The sequence below is a fragment of the Aeromonas popoffii genome (genome assembly GCF_000820025.1).
In the GTDB taxonomy this organism is placed as follows: domain Bacteria; phylum Pseudomonadota; class Gammaproteobacteria; order Enterobacterales; family Aeromonadaceae; genus Aeromonas; species Aeromonas popoffii.
Genome location: NZ_CDBI01000044.1, coordinates 61,495 through 80,349 on the forward strand (window position 1 = coordinate 61,495; position 18,855 = coordinate 80,349).

Annotated in this window: 13 protein-coding genes and 1 riboswitch; of the genes, 7 read left to right on the forward strand and 6 right to left on the reverse strand. The window is 58.9% G+C overall.

What is annotated here, in order from left to right; genetic code table 11:
- Positions 1–586: 586 nt before the first annotated feature.
- The 5 genes from BN1129_RS08105 to BN1129_RS08125 form a co-directional block, all read right to left on the reverse strand.
- Positions 587–1,588, reverse strand: coding sequence for an ABC transporter ATP-binding protein (locus BN1129_RS08105; RefSeq protein ID WP_042035760.1), 1,002 nt, complete (start codon positions 1,586–1,588; stop codon positions 587–589).
- Complete coding sequence (locus BN1129_RS08110; RefSeq protein ID WP_042035761.1) at positions 1,585–2,643, reverse strand: ABC transporter ATP-binding protein; 1,059 nt, start codon at positions 2,641–2,643, stop codon at positions 1,585–1,587. The genes BN1129_RS08105 and BN1129_RS08110 overlap by 4 nt, the downstream gene beginning before the upstream one ends.
- Positions 2,644–2,668: 25 nt before the next feature.
- Complete coding sequence (locus tag BN1129_RS08115; RefSeq protein WP_042035763.1) at positions 2,669–4,486, reverse strand: extracellular solute-binding protein; 1,818 nt, start codon at positions 4,484–4,486, stop codon at positions 2,669–2,671.
- Positions 4,487–4,568: 82 nt separating this feature from the next.
- A complete protein-coding gene (locus BN1129_RS08120; protein WP_042035764.1) occupies positions 4,569–5,612 on the reverse strand; it encodes an ABC transporter permease in 1,044 nt (347 codons plus the stop codon).
- A gap of 106 nt (positions 5,613–5,718) precedes the next feature.
- Complete coding sequence (locus BN1129_RS08125) at positions 5,719–6,744, reverse strand: ABC transporter permease subunit (protein WP_042035765.1); 1,026 nt, start codon at positions 6,742–6,744, stop codon at positions 5,719–5,721.
- A gap of 733 nt (positions 6,745–7,477) precedes the next feature.
- On the opposite strand from BN1129_RS08125, the gene BN1129_RS08130 reads away from it, so the two are divergent.
- From BN1129_RS08130 to BN1129_RS08160, 7 genes are all read left to right on the forward strand, one after another.
- Positions 7,478–10,033, forward strand: a complete 2,556-nt coding sequence (locus BN1129_RS08130) for a TonB-dependent receptor (protein ID WP_042035766.1) — start codon at positions 7,478–7,480, stop codon at positions 10,031–10,033.
- Positions 10,034–10,141: 108 nt separating this feature from the next.
- Positions 10,142–10,906: a DUF3450 domain-containing protein gene (locus BN1129_RS08135; protein WP_042035767.1), complete on the forward strand. Its 765-nt coding sequence runs from the start codon at positions 10,142–10,144 to the stop codon at positions 10,904–10,906.
- On the forward strand, positions 10,903–12,276 hold the full coding sequence (locus BN1129_RS08140) for a MotA/TolQ/ExbB proton channel family protein (RefSeq protein ID WP_042035768.1): 1,374 nt from the start codon (positions 10,903–10,905) through the stop codon (positions 12,274–12,276). Before BN1129_RS08135 ends, BN1129_RS08140 begins: the two co-directional genes overlap by 4 nt.
- Positions 12,277–12,286: 10 nt before the next feature.
- Positions 12,287–12,814, forward strand: a complete 528-nt coding sequence (locus tag BN1129_RS08145) for a MotA/TolQ/ExbB proton channel family protein (RefSeq protein WP_042035769.1) — start codon at positions 12,287–12,289, stop codon at positions 12,812–12,814.
- Between the two features lie 67 nt (positions 12,815–12,881).
- The gene (locus BN1129_RS08150) at positions 12,882–13,289 is read left to right on the forward strand and encodes an ExbD/TolR family protein (protein ID WP_042035770.1); all 408 of its coding nucleotides are present in this window, start codon (positions 12,882–12,884) and stop codon (positions 13,287–13,289) included.
- A 16-nt stretch (positions 13,290–13,305) separates the two neighbouring features.
- Positions 13,306–13,941 carry an energy transducer TonB gene (locus BN1129_RS08155; protein WP_042035771.1) on the forward strand — a complete coding sequence of 212 codons (636 nt, stop codon included), beginning with the start codon at positions 13,306–13,308 and terminating at the stop codon, positions 13,939–13,941.
- Positions 13,942–13,952: 11 nt separating this feature from the next.
- The gene (locus BN1129_RS08160; protein WP_042035772.1) at positions 13,953–15,188 is read left to right on the forward strand and encodes a tetratricopeptide repeat protein; all 1,236 of its coding nucleotides are present in this window, start codon (positions 13,953–13,955) and stop codon (positions 15,186–15,188) included.
- A 208-nt stretch (positions 15,189–15,396) separates the two neighbouring features.
- Here BN1129_RS08160 and BN1129_RS08165 read toward each other — a convergent pair whose 3' ends face one another.
- Complete coding sequence (locus BN1129_RS08165; RefSeq protein WP_042035773.1) at positions 15,397–18,417, reverse strand: glycosyl hydrolase family 18 protein; 3,021 nt, start codon at positions 18,415–18,417, stop codon at positions 15,397–15,399.
- 114 nt (positions 18,418–18,531) lie between these two features.
- Positions 18,532–18,617: riboswitch (cyclic di-GMP riboswitch) on the reverse strand.
- Positions 18,618–18,855: the final 238 nt, after the last annotated feature.

Sequence of the window (18,855 nt, forward strand, 5' to 3'; positions counted from 1 at the left end):
TCGCCAGGATCCATGCACACCAGTGCCGCCTCCTTTTAATGCCCAGCCCCTTCACTTGCCCAGCAGGGGCTCACTTTCGGCCCGCCATGTTGCCCAGAATGACTCTGAAACCGTCTCCATGAACAAAACTGGGTTTGAAAACCCTTTCCATGATTTATGTAAATTTACCACACAAAAAGTTGATCCAGCTCACATAAGGCCATAGGATCAAATTGTGACTCAAGTCACACACTACAACTAGATAACAGAGCGATGAGGTGAATATATGTTTGAGAACCTGGCAGTACTGTTCCACCTTAAGGGTGCAACCAGCAAGAAAGGCGCCGTAGAGAAAGACGCCTACGCCCCGTCAACCCGTGAGTATTACTTCCGTTACGGTGCCTGATACATCGGGAAAACAGATCTTACGTAGTAAAATTACACACATCATAATGATTGCCACAGCCATCCCCTCTCGGGGCCGCTGTCCTGCCCTGGCCAGACTTTCCACGGCCAAACCTGAACTCCAACCATGAAGATGGGGCCCACAGGCCCCATTTTTATTGCTTGTCTCCTGCGCCACTCTGTTGCGATGCGGGCACCGGCATCATATCGCCTTTCCCAGGGGCACAACCTCCGCTGCAACCAGGGGGAAGTGGCAGGCTACCTGATGAACCGTCCCGTCACAGATCTGCAGACTTGGCGCCGTATGGCGGCACAGCTCGGTGGCATAGGGGCAACGCTGGTGAAAATGGCAGCCGCTCGGCGGCGAGATAGGGGACGGCACATCGCCGGTCAGCAGGATGCGCTGGCTGCGCCGCCGTGGATCCGGCACCGGAATGGCCGAAATCAGCGCCTGGGTGTAGGGGTGACGTGGCGCCAGATAGAGCGCTTGGGCCTCCGCCAGTTCGACGATCCTGCCTAAATACATCACCGCAATCCGATCCGAGATGTGTTTGACCACCGACAGATCGTGAGCGATGAAGATGATGGAGAGGTTCATCTCCCGCTGCAGGCTGAGCAGCAGGTTGACGATCTGGGACTGCACCGAGACATCGAGCGCCGACACCGCCTCGTCGCACACCAGCAGCTTGGGCTTGAGGGCGATGGCACGGGCGATGCCGATGCGCTGGCGCTGACCACCGGAAAACTCGTGGGGATAGCGATCCACCGCGCTGCCTGGCAGGCCCACTTTTTCCAGCAACTCCTGCACCCAGACGCGGCGCTGCTCACCATTGCCCTTGCCGTGGATGATAAAGGGCTCCTCCAAAATCTGGCCCACGGTGTGGCGGCTGTTGAGGGATTCTGCAGGATCCTGAAACACCATCTGCATCTCCTGGCGCAGGGAGCGCATCTCCTTCGGGCTGAGCGCTGTGATATCACGCCCCTCGAAGGTGATGGTGCCCGCGGTCGGCTCGAACAGCTTGAGCAGGCTGCGCCCGAGGGTGGATTTGCCGCAACCCGATTCACCCACCAGCCCCAGCGTCTCCCCCTGTTTCAGGTCGAAGCTGACGCCATCCACTGCGTGAACCGTATATTTCTTGCGCAGAAACCCGCCGCCCAGCCGGAAGTGCTGTTTCAGGTCCCTGACCGATAACAGGGTACTCATACGGTCAACTCCTTCCAGTAGTGACAGGCGACATGGTGACGCGAGTTTAGTTGTTCCACTGCCGGAATGGCACTGACACAGAGGTCGGTTGCGTGAGGGCAGCGGTTGGAGAAGCGGCAGCCAGCGGGCATTTCGTGCAGGGCTGGCACCTGCCCCTTGATGGTCTTGAGCAGGCTCTTGGGCTCATCCTCCAGGCGCGGGATCGAGCTCATCAAACCGTGGGTATAGGGGTGACGGGGATGGTCAAACAGCTCGAACACATCGGCCTGCTCCACCGCGCGGCCGGCGTACATCACCACCACTTCGTCGCACAGCTCCGCCACCACCCCCAGATCGTGGGTGATAAAGATGATGGCCATCCCGGTCTGGGCTTGCAGCTCTTTCATCAGTTCGAGGATCTGGGCCTGAATGGTGACATCCAGCGCCGTGGTCGGTTCGTCGCAGATAAGCAGGTCCGGCTCGCAGGAGAGCGCCATGGCGATCATCACCCGCTGGCGCATGCCGCCGGAGAGGTTGTGAGGGTAAACGGCAAAGCGCTGGGCAGGCTCAGGGATCCCCACCTTCTGCAGCATGGCAATGGCAGCGGCTTTGCGCTGGGCCTTGTCATACTCGGGGCGATGGAGGCGAAATACCTCCATCAGTTGCTCACCGACCGTCTGCACCGGGTTGAGGGCCGTCATCGGCTCCTGAAAGATCATCGAGATGCGGTTGCCGCGCACCTTGTACATCTGATCCGGCGCCAGCGTGAGCAGATCCTCCCCCTGAAAGCGGATAGAACCGGCCACCACCTGACCGTGGGGTTTGGGCAAGAGCCCCATGATGGCCAGTGAGGTGACGCTCTTGCCACAGCCGGACTCGCCGACGATCCCCAGCGTCTGGCCCGGTGCCACCTTGAAGCTGACCCCGTCGAGCACCTTGATCTTGCCGTCATCGACGGCAAACTCCACCTCGAGATTGCTTACCTCAAGAATCGAGGCCTGGTTCTGGCCGTTATCAACGGCGAACTCCCCCCCGTTATCCGGTACGTCAAGGATGGGGGACTGGGTGTTGGGCATAACGGCTGCTCCCTTCTCAATGGCATCAATGACGTGCATGGGTCTGGTCGAGCAGGTTGATGGGCGCCAGCGCCTCCCCTGCCTCCTTGGCTTTCAAGGTCTCTTCCTTCACCTTGGGATCCAGCCAGAGCAGGCCACCACTGCTGTGGGGATAGCCATCCATGGGCCAGTAGAGCAGATCCGGCGTGTTCTGGGTGGCGGGCACCTCGGGCAGCATCACATGACGCCAGCTGCTGGCCCGCACATAGTTGAGCTGCACCCCGGGGACGAAAATGGCGAGGTCATAGATGCGCTGCTGGATCTGACGGGAGAGCTCGGCCCGCTTGGCGGTATCAAACTCGGCGCCATAGGCATCGATCAGGGAATCCAACTCCTTGTCAGCCACGTTGAACAGGTTGTTGGTCTGCGGCTTGTTGGCGTTGTCCGAGTGGAAAAACTCCCAATATTGCGGATAGAGACCGCCGCCGCCCCAACCAAGCCAGGCCGCCTCGTGTTTCTTCTCCAGCATCACTTTGAAGCCGGTGGCACCATCCACCAGGTTAAGCTCCAGATCCAGACCCGCCTTCTTGGCCTCTTCCCTGAGCACGGTCAGTCGCTTGGAGTGCTCCTGACTGGTGTAGGTGAGCGCCAGCGTCAACCGCTCGCCCTTGTCATTTTGCAGGATGCCATCCGGCCCCGGCTTGTTGTAGCCGCCCTTGGCAAAGTATTCACGCGCCTTGCCGATGTCGTAAGCCCGCTCCGGCAGTGTGATGTCGGTGAACTCGCCAAAGCCCGAGTCAAAGGTGGTGGCTCTGTCATAGTCGCCACGCAGCACGGTTTCGATCATCTTGTCGATGTTGAAGGCGTGTTGGATGCCGAGGCGCACATTCACGTCCGCCAGCTTGGGGTTAGCCACATTGAGGTGAACCCCCTGACCGCCCTGTTTGGTGTCGGTCATGGCCATCACCTTCTGCACGTACCCCTTCTTGTATTCCGGGGTCACGGCTTTTTCATGCCACCAGTTGGGCAGGATCATCTCGAAGGTATCGAGTTCTCCTTTGAGGAAGTGACGAAATGCGATGTTGTGGTCCCGGATCACCTGCACCTTGATGGCGTCGATATTGAATCTGTGCTGGTTGTAGCGATCGTCTTTGGCCCACCAATCCTGCTGCTTGCCGAAGGTGACAGACTTGCCCTTCTTCACGTCAGTCATCACATAGGGACCTGTCGTAGGTACCACGGCCCAGTTGTACTGCTTCACCCAGTTGGGCGTGAGCTTGTAGTAATGCTTGGGCTGGGGCCACAGCTCAGTGGTGTTGAGCAGGTCCAGCTTGGCTTTGCGGCTGCCCGCCTTGACCAGAATGGTGTGGTCATCAATCTTCTCTACCGCCACCACTTCGGTGGTGTAGTAGTTGTTGAACCAGGGCCCCTTGATGTCCTTGGATCGCATCATCTCGTAGCCGAAGGTGTAATCGTCGGCGGTGACCGGCTTGCCGTCCGACCATTTGGCCCGCGGATCCAGCTTGAAGTAGACGGTCTGGCTGTCTGGCGCGATGGCCCAGTGGGTCGCCAGCGATGGGATGGGGTTGCCGGTGTTGGGGTGAAAGCTGATCAGCCGCAGCTGGTTATCCTGGATGAAGGAGCGAAACGAACCGTTGGAGTCAGGCCCTACGGTGCGAAACGTCAGCGGAAAGCTGTCGATGAAGAGGTTGAGGCTGCCGCCCGGCAGCGCCTTGGGAGAGGCGAACACGGGGTCCGTGTCGTTGGTCTCCCACTTGAGATCCGCGGGCAGGCTGGCGGCCAATACCCATGATCCGTTCACCAGCAGAAAAAGTGCACCTATCCATTTGATTTTATTATTCATGTTTGACTTCCTGGTCTAGCCCCTGCACTGGGGTCTTGTCGATTTAAGGGTGAGTCACCCGGGGCCATGAGGGCGCCGTGGGTCACTGATAACGGGTAAATTTACGCGGGTCGAACGCCTCGCGGATCGCCTCGCCGATAAAGGAGACCATGATCAGCACCAGACTCACCGCCGCCACCACCGAACTGACGATCCAGATGGCATCCAGATTGTTGATCCCCTGCGAGAGCAGCTCGCCCCAACTCGGGGTCGGCGGTGCCAACCCGAAGCCCAGATAGTCCAGCGCCGTCAGGATGGATATGTTGCCCACCACGGCGAACGGCGCCAGGGTAACGATCATCATCAGGGTATTGGGCAGAATGTGGTTGAAGATGATCCGCCCGGTGGTGGCCCCTTGCGCCCGCGCCGCCATCACATAGTCCCGTGCCCGCTCCTTGTAGGTGAGGGTGCGCATATACCAGGTGATCCCCATCCAGCCGAACAGCACGTTGATGCCGACAAACAGACCGAAGTTGGGCTTGGCCAGCGACACCAGGATCATGATGACGTAGAGAAACGGCACCTGGGACCAGATCTCGATGAAGCGTTGCAAGATGAGGTCAAAGCGGCCGCCGAGAAAGCCCATCAGACAGCCGATGGTGACCCCGATGGCGTAACTGGCCGCCAGCGCGATAAAGGCAAAGCCGATGGCGATGCGAAAGCCATAGACCAGCCGCGCCAGCACATCGCGGCCGCTGGTGTCGGTGCCGAGGAAGTGGCGTTCAGCCAGGCTGGGGGCGAAGGGCGGATAGGTATCTTGCTTGAAATCCTGCTCATAAGGGTTCCAGGGTACAGGCGGCAACAGCACCCAGTTGCCCTTGCCCTCCTCTGCAAATTTGACCTTGAGCTGGCGATAGTTGGTCTCGTACTCGTAATCGAGCCCGAAGTGAGTACCGGGGATTACGTCACCATAAGTGGGGAAGTGGAGCTGACCCTGATAGCTCACAATCAGTGCCCGGCTGTTGACCAGCAGCTCCGCCAGCAGGGAGAGCACCACCAGGGTGGTAAAGATGACAAACGAGTAATAACCACGCTTTATCGACTTGAAACGCTTGAGTTTTTTCAAGGTAACCGGGTTGAGCTTCATGGTTATTCTCCAAGCCGCATACGAGCGTCAACGAGGGCGACACAAAGGTCGGAGACGATATAACGTGATGTCAGCATCGACATGACAGGAAGGAGCAGGTTCATGTTCACTCTCCAAACCGCACGCGGGGGTCAACAAAGGCGACACAGATATCGGAGACGATATTGCCAACCAGCATCAACATGGAGGTGATGGCCAAAATGCCCATGACGGTGGGGTAATCCCGCTCGACGATCGCCTCATAACCGAGCAGCCCTATGCCGTCGATGTTGAAAATGGTCTCGATGAGAAAGGAGCCGCCGAAGAAGACGGTGAGCACAGATCCTAAGTGACTGGCAATGGGGATCAGGCTGTTGCGCATGGCGTGGTCGGTGACCGCCTTGCGAAACGGTAGCCCCTTGGCCACGGCAGTACGCACGTAATCCGCCGACAGGTTCTCCATCAGGCTGTTCTTCATGGTCATGGTGAGGATGGCAAAATCCCCGATGGCGTAGGCGATGAGCGGCAACAGGGCGTGGGCAAAGACGGTACGGATCTGGGCCCAGCGGCTCTCCATGGCGTCGAAATCGTCCCCCGGAAAACCGCCCATGGGCAGCCATTCCAGATGGAAGGCGAAGACGGTGATGAGAAAGATACCCACCACGTAGGCGGGCAGGGCATAGGCCATGTAGATGAACATGGAGCTGAGCGAATCGAAGCGACTATTGTGCCTGAGGGCCTTGGCCACTCCGAGTGGTATGGATACCGCGTAGCTCAGCAGAAAGGTGGCCAACCCGAAGAAGGCGGTGACCGGTAGCCTATCTTTGATGAGGCCCCACACCGGCTCGTAATAGCGGGTCGACTCCCCGAGATCCAGTACGGCCAGCTTCTGCAGCCACTCCCAATAGGCGATCAGCATCGGCTTGTCGAGGCCATAGAAGGCCTTGAGCTCCTCGATCTGTTCATCGGAGAGGGCCTGCGCACCCTTGCTGCCGCTGGATCGGCCAGATTCGTTCTGGGACACCTGCGCCTGCAACAACATGCGTTCAACCGGGCCGCCGGGCACGAAACGGGTGATGGTGAAGACGAGCAGGGTGATACCGAGAAACGTCGGGATGATCAAAAGCATCCGACGTAAGAAATACGACAGCATGGTGAAACCTCGTCCTTGTTGTTCTTGTATGGCTAGTCAATTCCGATGACCGGCCTGTCCTTCCTGGCATTACTCACTGGATAGGCTGTTATTGACAGACAATCCGCTGGGTCACTGTAAAAGCTCTGCAACAAAAATCAAGTAGAACGAAGGGGGTAACATCTGCTTTTGGCATATAGCAGAATTTATTGTGAATTTTTTATGAAAAACTCAACTTCAAGATAAAACACTACTCACCGCACAACCAAACCATCGTTTAAATTTTAAATTAAAATAATAAAAAAAGAGACCTAAAAACAAAAACCGATATAAAACATGCCATTAACAAAAAATCCGCTAATTTACTCTCTCTATAGACACAGGCTTGAACTCCGCCAAACACCCGGCCTGAACAGAAACACAACACACCATAAAAACAGCTAAAAATGCTATTTAAGTTGCTTTTTACAAGACAAAAATCAAGGAAGAAGATCACTTATCGATAAGTTTAAATTTAATCAATAAAATGGAAACACTTCGATTTAACACCGATTTCACATCGCAAGTGGATGCCAAGTCAGAATAAAAACTGGTAATAGTGAACTAATAAAACATAGTCATCTTATTCCCCGCCCCCACCCCATCCGCACCACCTCAATTGACGTCCACATCGAAAGCTTGATAAGCCTTACGCATCGCTCCAACGAGGGCGGTATGGAAGCAAACAAAAAAACAACCAGGAAGGATATAAGCGATGCTTAGGAAAAGCAGACTCTCTGCTGCCGTTGCGTTTGCCTTGGCGAGCGCGGCAGTGGTAGCCACCCCCGCTATGGCCGAAGAAGGCCAAAACGTTGAAAAACTGCAGAAAATCAAGGTGACCGGCTCCCGCATCTCCCGTGTCGATGTGGAAAGCGCCACCCCGGTTATCGCCATCAGCAGAGCCAGGATCGAGCAATCCGGTCAGCAGACAGTGGCTGACTACCTGAAACAAGCCTCCTTCAACTCCTTTGGTGGTTTATCCCCCGCATCTGGTAACTCCGCTCAATCCCAGTCGACCGTTGGTCTGCGTGGTCTGGGCTCAGAGCGCACTCTGGTGCTGCTCAATGGCAAGCGGGTCGCGGGCTCCCCTTCCATAGGTGGCAGCGCCATCAACCTGAACACCATTCCCATGGCGGCAGTTGAACGGGTGGAAGTGAACCTGGATGGCGGTTCCGCGCTGTATGGCTCTGATGCCATCGGCGGTGTCATCAACGTCATCTTGAAGCAAGACTACGAAGGGCTGGCCTTCCAGGGGCGTATTGGCTCGCCCACCAAAGAGGGTGGCGACGAGAAGAATGGCTCTATTGTCAGCGGTATCACAGGGGAGAAGGGCGCCCTGATGATGGTCTATGAACACGATGTCAAAGACGAGATCTACTACAAGGATCGCGATTATCTGGCATTACAGGGCGCCTCCGCTCCCAGCCTCTATGGCCGCAACATCAAGGGGGTCGATGCCGCCACCGGCAAGACGGTCACCCGCACACTGAAAGGCGTCGACTGTGCCAATACTGGCACCGGGTTCGTGCCCGTCGGTTCGACTTGCCGCTTCGACTTTGCCCAGGTTGCCGCCAAGACCGCCTCTCGCAACCGCGACACCGTCTACGTCAACGGGCGCTATCACATCAATGACAGCGTCGACTTCGTGCCCCAGCTGATCGGCTCGCGCATCACCAGCTTTGGCCGCTCCGCCCCGGCTCCTGGCCCCTTCAGCATCGACGGCACCACCCCGGGCGGTGCCCAGCTGTTGGCCGACAACGGCTTCATCGGCGAGAAGGCCACCGTCTACTACCGCTTCAACAACGTCGGCCCCCGTGACAACGACGTCACCGACATGACCGGCAGCATCAACCTGGGCTTTGAAGGCGCGCTGCCGACCGAAGCGGTGGGCGATGTGGAGTGGAGTGCAGGCTACATGTATTCCAAGACTGACAACAAGAACCGTGGAACAGGTTATGTGCTGAACCCGTCGGTCCAGCAACAGGTCGATGCGGGCAACTTCAAGAACGGCGAGTTCTCCAACGCGGCGACCAACAGCCTCTCCTACGACATCAGCCGTACTTCCAAGATGGATTTCTTCCAGTGGTACGGCGGCCTGGGCTGGAGCATGGGCGAGCTGCCGGCCGGCCCCATCGGCTGGTTTCTGGGCGCAGAATACAACGATTGGACCTACTCTGACACCTACGACAGCCAGTCCGAAGCTGGCAACGTCATCGGCTCTGCCGGCAACTCGGGTGGCGGTGTACGCGACGTCTTCGCCACCTACATCGAGAGCTTGATCCCCATCACCGAGCAGATCGAGTTGAACCTGGCCGGTCGTTACGACAAGTACAGCGACTTTGGCAGCGCCTTCTCGCCCAAGGCGAGCCTGCGTTATCAGCCGCTGGACAATCTGTTGTTCCGTACCTCCTGGTCACAATCCTTCCGTGCTCCGGGTCTGGATGATCTCTATGCCGCCGATGCCGACTCCGCCGACTTTGCCAAGGACTATGTCTCCTGCCGGGCAAACGGGGTGGCCAACTGCCCGGAAGAGCAGTTCACCACGATTCGCCAATCCAACAAGAAGCTGAAGGAAGAGACGGCTGACACCTTCGGCATAGGCACTGCGTATAGCCCGATCGACGATCTCAACCTCTCGCTGGATTACTACTACATCAAGATCGATGACGTGATCCAGCTGGCGACCACCCAGACCCAGTTCTACCAGGAGCTGAATACCGGCAGCAACCCGAACGTCATCCGCGATGCCAATGGCGATGTGCAGCAGGTCTATGCTGGCATGGTCAACCTGGGTCAGCTCAAGACCAGCGGTCTGGATTTCAAGGCGGATTACAAGTACGACTTCGACGTCGTGACAGTACGCTACGACTTCGGCAGCACCTACATTCTGAAATACGAAGAGGGTCTGTTCGCCGGTGGTCCCATGGTCGACAAGAAGGGCTGGAACGCCAAGCCGGAACTGCGCTTCAACTCCGGCGTCGGGGTCAATGTGCCGCAGTGGTGGAACATGGATACCTACCTGAGTGCCAACTACATCGACTCCCAGAGCCAGGATTACGTAGATGGTCAGAAAGAGGGGCATATTGCGTCCCAGACCACCTGGAACCTGAACGTCGCGGTTGACACCCCCTGGAATGGCAAGCTGCAAGCCGGTGTGAGGAACATGTTCAACGTAGACCCCTCGCTCTCCAGCGACGGCTTCACCTATGACGAAGACCTCTACAACATCGACGGGCGCGTCGTCTACCTCGACTACACCCAGAAGTTCTAATCAACCTCGTTGATATACAACCCAAGCCGGCCCGGTCGGGCCGGCTTTGCCCAACGTCCAAGGAAGTTACGGAGATAGGGTAAACCTATGAAGACAAGGACAATTACAATGAAGAAAGCGCTCCTCGGCAGCCTGGTTTCTGCTGCCTTGCTGACCAGCTTCAATCTGAGTGCCGCCTCTGCCGGTCAGGCAGTGGACGCTCAAGCCGCCACCAACAATGCATCCAAAGTGTCCCAGCAGAAGATCGACAACTACGCCGAGTCTGCCGAGTCTGCCCTGGCGCAGTACAAGGCCGCCCTGCGCCAGGTCGACAGTCTGCGCACCTACAACGAGCAGGTGGGCAAGATGGTCGACTCCCAGACCACAGAGCTGGCCTCGATGCAGCGCCAGATCGCCCAGATCGATCAGACCAGCACCGAAGTCGTCCCCCTGATGCTCAAGATGATCGACTCCCTCGAGCAGTTCGTCTCTCTGGATCTGCCGTTCCAGAAAGTCGAGCGGGAGGACCGCGTGGCGGCCCTGACGGACCTGATGAACCGCGCCGATGTCACCATCTCCGAGAAGTACCGCAAGATCCTGGAAGCCTACCAGATCGAGGAGGGCTTCAGCCGCACCATCGAGTCCTACAAGGCCAGTCTGGACAAGGCTGGCACCGAGAAGACCTACGAGTTCCTGCGCGTCGGTCGCATCGCCCTGCTCTACCAATCCCCGGATGGCAATGAGACCGGCATGTGGAACAAGAAGACCCGTCAATGGGAAGAGCTGCCCCAGGAGTATCGCAGTGCAGTCGAACAGGGCTTGCGTATCGCCAAGAAGCAGGCGCCCCCCGCGCTCATCAAGCTGCCGGTTCAAACTGCGGAGAAAGCATCATGAAAGGAATCAAACTTGCTATTGCCTCCCTGATGGCGGGAGCCACCCTGATCATTCTGCCGGTGACCGCCGCCGAGAAACCGGTAGATCTGAACGCGCTGCTCAATCAGGTCAAGGCCTCCAGCCTGAGCGAATCCCAGCTCAACAAGGAGCGGGAAGCCCGTTTCCTGGCTGACAAAAACGAGCAAGGGGCATTGCTGGCCAAGGCCAAGGCCGAGCTGGCTGCCGAAACCGCCAAGGGCGAACAGCTCAAGGCGACCTTCGATGCCAACGACAAGCAGCTGACCGAGCTGACTGACACCCTGCGCCAGCGTTCCGGCAACATGGGCGAGATGTTCGGGGTGCTGCGTCAGTTTGCCGGTGAGTTCAAGGGGATCTTCAATGCCTCCGCCCGCCGGGTCGAGCACCCTGAGCAGGCGGCGCTGCTGACCCGTCTGGCAGAGAGCAAGGAGCTCCCCTCCAGCGATGATCTGACCGCCTTCTGGACCACCACCCTCAGCCGCATGGTTGACGGTGGCAAGGTGAGTCAGATGCCGGCGACCGTGGTGTACGGCGAGGGCAACCAGGCCGAGAAGACAGTGACCCAGATCGGTGAATTCAACACCGTCTCCGAGGGCAAGTACCTCACCTTCGTGCCGGAGACCGGCAAGTTCGAGCAACTCTCCCGTCAGCCGGAGAAGAGCGTACTGGCACCTATCGCCGAGTTTGAACAGAGTGGTGGTGGCGTCAAGCCCATCTTCGTCGACCCGTCCCGCGGCGTGATCCTCTCCCTGCTGGTGCAGTCGCCCACCTTCAAGGAGCGGGTCGATCAGGGCGGTGAAGTGGGTTACGTCATCATGGTGCTCGGCGTGCTCGGCACCCTGCTGGCCCTGTTCTGCGGCGCCCGCCTCTCCCTCATTGGCGGCGCCATGCGCAAGCAGCTGAAATCCGATCAGATCATCAAAGGCAACCCCATCGGCGAGATGTTGGGGGCTTACCAGAGCCATAGCGGTGACAACATAGAGGATCTGGAATCCAAACTGGACGAGATCATTCTGCGCAATGTGCCCAAATTCGAGAAGGGCATCAGCATCATCAAGCTGATCGCCTCAGTCGCACCGCTGCTCGGTCTGCTCGGTACCGTGGTGGGGATGATCGCTACCTTCCAGGCCATTACCCTGTTCGGTACCGGTGATCCCAAGCTGATGGCGGGTGGTATCTCGGAGGCTCTGGTCACCACCATGCAGGGTCTGGTCGTGGCCGTGCCCATGCTGTTCCTCTACACCATAGTGCAGACCCAAAGCCGTCGTCTCATCCAGGTGCTGGAAGAGCAGAGCGCCGGTTTCGTCGCCCGTTATCAGGAACGTCTGCACGCCTCCAAAGCCGCAGCGTAAGGAGTCACCCATGTGGTTCTGGTTGATTGAAGAAGTCGAGTCGGTCCGCCGGTTTCTGGGATTGGGGGGCGACGTACTGGTCGCCCTGTTCTTCCTGACCCTGATGATGTGGGCCCTGCTACTGGAGCGCTGGTTCTACTTCATAGCGGTCTACCCCAAGCAGGTGAAACAGACCAAGGCAACCTGGCAGGCCCGCAGTGACCATCTTTCCTGGTCTGCCAAGCAGATCCGGCGCGAGCTGGTCTCTCGGGTTGCCATGGCGGTAGACAAGGGAATGCCGGTCATCAAGGTGCTGATCGCCCTCTGTCCACTGATGGGGCTGCTGGGAACCGTGGTGGGTATGGTGCAGGTGTTTGACACCCTGGCCATCACCGGCACCGGCTCCCCCAGGGCGATGGCCTCGGGCATTTCCAAGGCGACGGTACCGACCATGGCGGGCATGATTGCCGCCCTTTCCGGCCTGTTTTTTGTCAACCAGCTCGATCACAAGGCCAAGCTGGCGGTCGAGAAGCTGGAAGACAACCTGAAACACGGTTGATGCAGGATGCACTCCCCCGCCGGACGCGAGCCTGGCGGGGGCACAGAACAAGCAAGGAGTTTTTGCCATGAGAAAACGTCACAGCGACAGCAGTGCTGATGAGGCGGCCATCGATTTGACCCCCATGCTGGACATAGTGTTCATCATGCTGATCTTCTTCATCGTCACCACTTCGTTCGTCAAGGAGTCCGGCGTGGAGATCAACCGCCCGAGCGCCAGCACGGCCGAGACAGTGAAGAAGGGGAACATCATGGTCGCGGTGCGCGAGAACGGTCAGGTCTGGGTCGACAAGCGTATCGTCGAAGTGGGGGCCGTACGGGCCAACATAGAGCGGCTGCGGGCCGAGAATCCGGAGAGCGCCGTGGTGATCCAGGCCGATAACGAATCCCGTTCAGGTCTGGTGGTCCAGGTCATGGATCAGATCCGCATGGCCGGTGTCCAGAACATCTCCATCGCGGCGAGCAAGAGCAGCTGATGCCGGAGCGAGCGCCATGAGATACCTGATATCGTTAGCTGTCTCCTGTGTGGTGGTGTTCTTCCTGTTTCTGGGAATGAACAAGCTCATCACACCGGATCACCGGGAGTTGGTGGAATCCGAAGACGTCAGCATGACCGACTTCATTCGGGTTCGCCCTCAGGAAACCCTGCAAGAGAGACAACGCGAGCTGCCCAAACCGCCGCCCCCGAACCGGCCACCTCCCCCTCCCGAGATGGAAGTGGCCAGCACGGATCGGCCGCAGATGGAAAGCTCACCGATGGACATGCCCAAGCTCGACCTCCCGGTCAACATAGGTGGTGGCAACGCCCTCGGCGCCTACAGCACAGGCGGGGGGGGTGGCGGCATGGGTGGCAACAACGGCGCCATTCCGATGGCGACCTTCGAACCCATGATGCCCCGCAAGGCGGCGCTGGCGGGACTCGCCTCCGGCAAGGTGCTGGTAGAGTTCACCGTGACCGAACGTGGCACCGTCAGCAACGTGCGGATCGTGAAAGAAGAGCCCCGCAGCTATGACCTCGGCAAGGAGGCGCGCAAGACCATCGCCAAATGGACGTTTAAACCGGCCATGGTCGATGGCAAGGCGCAGGCCACCCGCATGCAGCAAGAAATCGAGTTTGCGGTCAACTAAGGAAGGTGGCGATGAAAAAGTTACACACCCTGATCCTCGCCCCGGTTGCCATGGCGGTGCTGCTCAGCACAGCCAGCTGGGCCGCCGAGCAGCCTGCCCTCTCTGACCGCGCCTATCGCGCGGTCAACAAGGCACAGGCGTTGATCACCGAGAAGAAATACGGCGAGGCCAATGCCAAGCTGCAGGAGGCGCTGTCCGGCGCCGGTGAGCGGGTCTACGACAAGGGGGTCATATTGCAGACCCTCGGCTTCGTGGCGGCGCAGCAGGAGAAGTACGGTCAGGCGACCACATACTTTGCCGATGCCATCGCCACCGGCGGCCTGCCGCAGCCCGTGGCCCAGCAGGTGCGCTACAACCTGGCCCAGCTCTACATGGCGGAGGGCAACTTCAAGGCCTCCATCAGTACCATGAACCAGTGGTTTGCGAGTCTCGGCAAGGATGAGAAACCGACCCCGCACGCCTACATCACGCTGGCCAACGCCCACGTACAACTCAAGCAGTACCGGGAAGCGATCCCGGCGGTGGATCAGGCGATCAAGCTCTCGGCAGGTAAAGCGCCGGAGTCCTGGTATCTGCTGAAGATGGGGGCTCATTACGAGCTGAAACAGTACAAACCGGCCACCGAAGTGCTGACGACCCTGGTCGACATGTACCCGGCCAAGAAAAAGTACTGGACCCAGCTCTCGGCCATGCACATGCAGGCGGGCAACGATGCCAAGGCGCTGGCGGCGCTCGAATCGGCCTACCACCTCGGTATGCTGACCGAGCCGGCCGAATTGCAGCGGCTGGCCAACTACCTGGCCTTCGCCGGTATTCCTCACCGGGCGGCACGCGTGATGGAGAAGGCGATGAAGGAGGGCACCATAGAGAGCAGCGCAACCAACTTCAAGGCACTGGCCAACTACTGGCATCAGGCCAAGGAGCTGGATCCCGCCATCGATACCCTGGCGAGATCCTACAAGCTGGCTCCGGATGCCGAACTGCAATTGAAGATGGCGCGCATGATGATCCAGAGCAAACGCTATCAGGATCTGGTGGCCCTGGCCGCCAAGCCTGCGGCCAATGCCAATGGTGAACAACGCGCCGATCTGAAATTCCTGACCGGGGTCGCCTATTTTGAGCAGCAAAAACCGAAGGAGGCCCTCTCCGCCTTCACCCAGGCCGCCCAGAATGGCAACGTCAGTGGCCGTGCCTCTCCCTGGATAAACTTCCTCAAGGAGCAACAGGGCGGCGCCGTCACCCAATAAACAAGGTCACGGTTTGGCCCCGCCCGCGGCACATAACAAGGGACCGCCCCGCAGGTTGCCTTGGTGGCAATTGGCCGCTCTTCGGAGCGGTCTTTTTTTATCCCCCTCTTTTTATATATTCCGCCATAAAAAATCCGGAGCCTGGGCTCCGGATCGATCCTGTTGGTAGTGCCTTGCCACCCATGGCATCAACACAGGTGTTATCAGATCAGTAACTACATACCAGCTTCCAGCTGCCATCGGTGGCCTTGGGTTCGCTGCTGGTCCACCAGTTCGCCTGCCACACCACCTTGTTATGGGTCATGCGATCGCCACCATTGGCATGATCCCCCTGCGGCCAGCTCGGATAGGCCTTGTAGGCCGCCGGATTGACGTTCTGGCTGCTGCAGCTGGTCTCGCCGCCGGAGCCCAGTACCGCCTCCGGCAGGGTCGGGAACTCGGCCTTGAGCCCTATGGTCTGGCTGCCGCTGATGAGGCGCATACCGCTCGGCACGCCAGCGGCGGGCAGGTAGTAGGTCATGGCGACTTCAATTTCGGCCCCCGGTGCCAGGGTCTGCCAGCCCGGCAGGGTCATGGCGACCTTGTGGAAGTCCTTCTCGCCCGCAATGCCTTCCGAGTTGTCGTTGCCACCGCTCTCTACCACTTTCAACCCCATGCCACTCTGATCCGTGATGGTGTCAGAGGTGGAAGTGGGCACCAGAAACTCGATGCGCGCGCCGCCCGGAATAGTCTGGGTCGACTTGTTGACCAGCTTGAGTGTCGGGTTGATCGGGTAGTTGGAGTCCCCTTCCTTGAAGCCGGAGAGGCTGACCTGGATGTCGAGTTGGGCGCTCGGCGCGGCCAGATCATTCTGCTTGGCGTTGTACGGAGTTGCCTTGGCAAACTTCTCGTAAGCCAGGGAGGTCAGGGTGCTGCCCATGCCGTACTCGTTCTTGGCCGGATCGAAGGCGTAGTCACCCGCCATCTCCCAGAACATGACACCGCCCAACCCGCGCTTGATGATGTAGTCCAACTTGTGGCCCATGGACTCTTCATCTTCGGTGGAGAGGAACACCTTCTTCTCTTCGTTCCACAACCAGGGCGCGTGGGCCTTGTCATCGTAGTAACGCACATACGTGCCCTGCATCACGTGCGCCGGATTGTTGGGATCCAGACCCCAGGCGATGCCGTAACTCGGCAGCGTGGTGATACCGAGGCTGGCCGCGTGCTCCAGGTTCTTGGCATGCCACATGGGCACGGCGCCGCCGCCGATCTCTTTGCCGTTCTTGTCGAGGTCGTGCCAGATGTTGTCGATGCCGACCGCCCCGTTGCCACACGGAATGGTGCTGCCGCCAGTGCCGGGCTGACACTGGTTCTGGCTCGGCAGGGCCGCCTTGCCGCCGAAGCCATGGCTGCCACCGCTCACCCCCTGCCAGCCGCGGGTGTAATAGGGCACACCCACGTTGATCTTGCCGGCCGCCAGCGCACCACGGAAATAGTGGGCAGACCAGGCGGCGTTGAGGTAACCGATGCCACCAAACTGGGTCTGGTTATAGACGCCCCAGTGGGAGAGCTCGGGGTCGGCATTGTTGTCGAACAGCGCCGCGTTGTGACCGACAAAATGGTTCCAGGCGCCGTGGAAGTCATAGGTCATCAGGTTGACGTAATCGAGGTACCGGGTGACCTGGAAGTTCTCCATCCCGCGCAGCAGATAGGCCGATGCCGGTGAGGCGATGGTCAGCATGTACTTGCGGCCATCTTCGTTACCAGCGTTGTCGAGCCGCGCCCGCAAGGTCTTCATCAGCACCTCGTAATTGGCAAACAGCTTGGCCCGGCACTGATTGGAGAGCGGGAAGTCGTTGGGGTTGCCCGCATCCTTCATGGAGGTGGGGTATTCGTAGTCGATATCGACCCCGTCAAAGCCGTACTGGCGGATAAAGCTCACCGCCGAGTCAGCCAGGGTGTTGATACCGGCAGTATTGACCGAGCAATCGCCTTTGGTGGTGGCGGTATAGAAGCCTCGAGTATCGGCCCAGCCCCCGACCGAAATGAGGGTCTTCACGTCCGGATACTGCTTCTTGTACTTCGACAGCAAGTTGAAGTGGCCCTGGTAGGCAAATTCCGGATCCATCTCGGCACCCGCAACCCCGCTCCAGGTCATCTTGGTGGCCGCGTCGTCTACTTTGATCAGGTGGCTCTGCTCATCCACCGCCGCGAAGGCATAGTTGATGTGGGTGATCTTGTCCCAGGGGATGTCGCTCACCAGATAGGCGGGCAGGCCATTCTTGCCGGTGCGCCAGGAGGTGAAGTAGCCGATGACCCGGCGGGCATGATCATCCCCCATGCACTCGTAACCGTCCGGGCGATAGATCTGACGGATATCGCAGGAGAGGTTGCCCCCTGTGGGCGGCAGAGCCGCCTCTTCCACCTGCACATCGACCTGGGCCGACTCGCCCACCAGATTTTCCTTGTCGGTCGCTACCAGCTTGAGGCCAGCAGCCCCCTTACTCTGGGGCGTCCAGTTGACCAGCCAGGGGGCGCTGACGTCCTCGCCCACCTTCTTGCCATCCACATAGAGCTCGACTCTGGCCACGTCATTGTTGGCATCGGTGACCTTGCCACTGACCGCCCCGCTGCGACCCAGGGTCACCCTGGCGCCGCTGGTCGGGCTGCTGATGCTCACCCTGGGCGCCTCCGGCGCGACCACGGCGTTGACGCTGAAGCTGGCATTTGCCTCGCCCAGCAGCTTGCCATCCTTGTCCAGCCCACGAGATGTGAGTTGATGGGGGCCGACACCGGTGGCGACCCAGCTGGCTGACCAGGGCGCCCCGCTGCTCACCGCCACCGGCTGACCATCGACCAGATACTCGACCTTGACCAAGGCACTACTGTTGCCGCTCAGGGTCACCGCCAAAGCCACGGGGGCGCCCTCGTTGAAAGCGCTACCAGAGGCGGGCGAACTGATTGCCAGTCCGAGCGCCGGTGGTGGCACCTCGCCGCCATAGAGCTTCCAGGCATCGGCCCAGACCACCCCCACCCCGGGGGCATAGTGATAGGGCGAGGCCCCGCACCAGCCGGAGTAGGGAAATTCTTTGCATTCGTAGAGGGAGCCTGCATTGCTGACCACATCGCCACTCTTGTAGGCGGTGCCAGCCTGATAGGCGGGATAAGACACGGCTTGTGCCCCGGCTGGCATGGCAGCCAAGGCCACCAGCATGGCAAGCCTGCTGGACCTAAAGGTCTGTTGCATATTGTTTCTTCCTTGTTTTGTCTTGGCATTGGTCACCAGGACAAAGAACAATCGCAACCTGCGTCATGGGGACAGACAACTGGCAATGGACCTGCCACAGACTCCACCATCCCCCCAAGAAGCCACGCGCTCGAACTCGACTGAGCTGGAGACCGGAGGCATTGCGTCCCGGCATCTCGGCCGGATTGCCCTTTATCTGGGTTCCGTGAGGAACAAGATGAGTATAGAAATCAAGCAACCGGGCCTCAATCTTCATTCTCGAAGAAAAATATGTGGATGGCAGCCAGATCACAGTTGCTGCCTGGGTTGAATTAACTTTTTTGTCATTAATTTCATACTGTTAGCCAAGTCAAAAAAACCGAGAGCGCTCTCATTTGCATCCCCGTAATGTGCGTTGGCTCACTGGTATGGCATGCCAGAAATGTGACAATGCGCGCC

Bases quoted from the DNA above. Each gene is read 5' to 3' on its own strand.
- BN1129_RS08130 (WP_042035766.1), top strand. From the start codon at position 7,478: ATGCTTAGGAAAAGCAGACTCTCTGCTGCCGTTGCGTTTGCCTTGGCG.
- BN1129_RS08150 (WP_042035770.1), top strand. From the start codon at position 12,882: ATGAGAAAACGTCACAGCGACAGCAGTGCTGATGAGGCGGCCATCGAT.
- BN1129_RS08110 (WP_042035761.1), bottom strand. From the start codon at position 2,643: ATGCCCAACACCCAGTCCCCCATCCTTGACGTACCGGATAACGGGGGG.
- BN1129_RS08125 (WP_042035765.1), bottom strand. From the start codon at position 6,744: ATGCTGTCGTATTTCTTACGTCGGATGCTTTTGATCATCCCGACGTTT.
- BN1129_RS08140 (WP_042035768.1), top strand. From the start codon at position 10,903: ATGAAAGGAATCAAACTTGCTATTGCCTCCCTGATGGCGGGAGCCACC.
- BN1129_RS08145 (WP_042035769.1), top strand. From the start codon at position 12,287: ATGTGGTTCTGGTTGATTGAAGAAGTCGAGTCGGTCCGCCGGTTTCTG.
- BN1129_RS08105 (WP_042035760.1), bottom strand. From the start codon at position 1,588: ATGAGTACCCTGTTATCGGTCAGGGACCTGAAACAGCACTTCCGGCTG.
- BN1129_RS08115 (WP_042035763.1), bottom strand. From the start codon at position 4,486: ATGAATAATAAAATCAAATGGATAGGTGCACTTTTTCTGCTGGTGAAC.
- BN1129_RS08155 (WP_042035771.1), top strand. From the start codon at position 13,306: ATGAGATACCTGATATCGTTAGCTGTCTCCTGTGTGGTGGTGTTCTTC.
- BN1129_RS08120 (WP_042035764.1), bottom strand. From the start codon at position 5,612: ATGAAGCTCAACCCGGTTACCTTGAAAAAACTCAAGCGTTTCAAGTCG.
- BN1129_RS08160 (WP_042035772.1), top strand. From the start codon at position 13,953: ATGAAAAAGTTACACACCCTGATCCTCGCCCCGGTTGCCATGGCGGTG.
- BN1129_RS08135 (WP_042035767.1), top strand. From the start codon at position 10,142: ATGAAGAAAGCGCTCCTCGGCAGCCTGGTTTCTGCTGCCTTGCTGACC.
- BN1129_RS08165 (WP_042035773.1), bottom strand. From the start codon at position 18,417: ATGCAACAGACCTTTAGGTCCAGCAGGCTTGCCATGCTGGTGGCCTTG.